Source organism: Lentzea flaviverrucosa, from assembly GCF_003350445.1.
Lineage (GTDB): Bacteria > Actinomycetota > Actinomycetes > Mycobacteriales > Pseudonocardiaceae > Lentzea > Lentzea californiensis.
Genome location: NZ_QQAU01000028.1, coordinates 1 through 1667, shown reverse-complemented (window position 1 = coordinate 1667; position 1667 = coordinate 1). Strand labels below are relative to the sequence as shown.

Below are 1667 nucleotides of genomic sequence, written 5' to 3'. Positions count from 1 at the left end.
CTTCATCGAGGCTGTGGGTCCGGCGTTCTGGGAGCGGAAGTCATGAGTGCCATCACCACGCCGACGAAGCCGGCCAACGCCGCCGCGCGCGTCGCAGGGGCGGCGGCCAACGCTGCCGACGAGCGGTTCCACCCGGCCTCCGGTCTGCGCAAGCAGATCAACAAGGTCTTCCCGACGCACTGGTCGTTCCTGCTCGGTGAGATCGCGCTGTACAGCTTCATCGTGCTGCTGCTGTCGGGTACGTACCTGGCGTTGTTCTTCGACCCGTCGATGACCGAGGTCACCTACAACGGTGCGTTCGAGAATCTGCGCGGTATCGAGATGTCGCGGGCGTTCGCGTCCACGCTCGACATCTCGTTCGAGACGCGCGGTGGCCTGTTCGTGCGTCAGGTGCACCACTGGGCGGCGCTGCTGTTCATGGCCGCGATCGTCGTGCACATGTTCCGGATCTTCTTCACCGGTGCGTTCCGCAAGCCGCGTGAGATCAACTGGGTCATCGGCATCGTGTTGTTCATGCTCGGCGCGATCGAGGGCTTCCTGGGCTACTCGCTGCCCGACGACCTGCTCTCGGGCACGGGTCTGCGGGTGATGGCGGCGCTGCTGATCTCGTTCCCGGTGATCGGTACGTGGCTGAACTGGCTGATGTTCGGCGGGGAGTTCCCCGGCACGGACATCATCCCGATGCTCTACACCGCGCACATCCTGATCATCCCGGCGATCATCCTGGGTCTGATCGCGGCGCATCTGGCGCTGGTCTGGTATCAGAAGCACACGCAGTTCCCGGGGGTGGGCCGCAAGGAGACCAACGTCGTCGGCGTGCGCATCATGCCGGTGTTCGCGGCCAAGGGCGGTGGTTTCTTCGCCATCGTCGTCGGTGTCATCGCGATCATGGGCGGCGTCTTCCAGATCAACCCGATCTGGAACTTCGGCCCGTACAACCCCGCGCAGATCTCCGCCGGCTCACAGCCGGACTGGTACATGGGCTGGACCGACGGCCTGGTCCGCATCTGGCCCGCGTGGGAGTTCTACCTGGGCAACTACACGATCCCGGCGCCGTTCCTGCCGTTCATCCTGGGTCTGCCGCTGCTGACCGGCATCGCGGCGATGTACCCGTGGATCGAGCGCAAGATGACCAAGGACTACGCGCACCACAACCTGTTGCAGCGCCCGCGTGACGTGCCTGTGCGCACGGCGCTGGGCTGGATGGCGATCACGTACTTCATGGTCCTGCTGCTCATGGGTGGCAACGACATCTTCGCCTACCAGTTCGACATCTCGTTGAACCTGACGACGTGGATGGGCCGCATCGGCATGCTGGTGCTGCCTCCGCTGGCGTACTTCATCGCGTACCGGATCTGCATCGGCCTGCAGCGCGGCGACCGCGAGGTGCTCGAGCACGGTGTCGAGACCGGCATCATCAAGCGCCTGCCGCATGGCGAGTTCATCGAGGTCCACCAGCCGCTGGGCCCGGTGGACGAGCACGGTCACCCGATCCCGCTCGCCTATCAGGGCGCGTCGGTGCCGAAGAAGATGAACAAGCTCGGCTCGGCCGGTCACCCGGTCGTCGGCAGCACGTGGTCGCCGGACCCGGTCGAGGAGACCGTGGCCCTGCAGAACGCGCGCAAGCACGCCCACGCCTCGGAGGGTCTCAGCTCCCAGGACGAGGC

General features: G+C 65.6%; 1 protein-coding gene. It reads left to right on the top strand.

The genetic code is table 11. The features are described from left to right. Window positions 1–42: 42 nt before the first annotated feature. Window positions 43–1667 (top strand): cytochrome bc1 complex cytochrome b subunit (gene qcrB / locus DFR72_RS44785; protein ID WP_147290355.1); only part of this gene is annotated, 1625 nt, incomplete at its 3' end.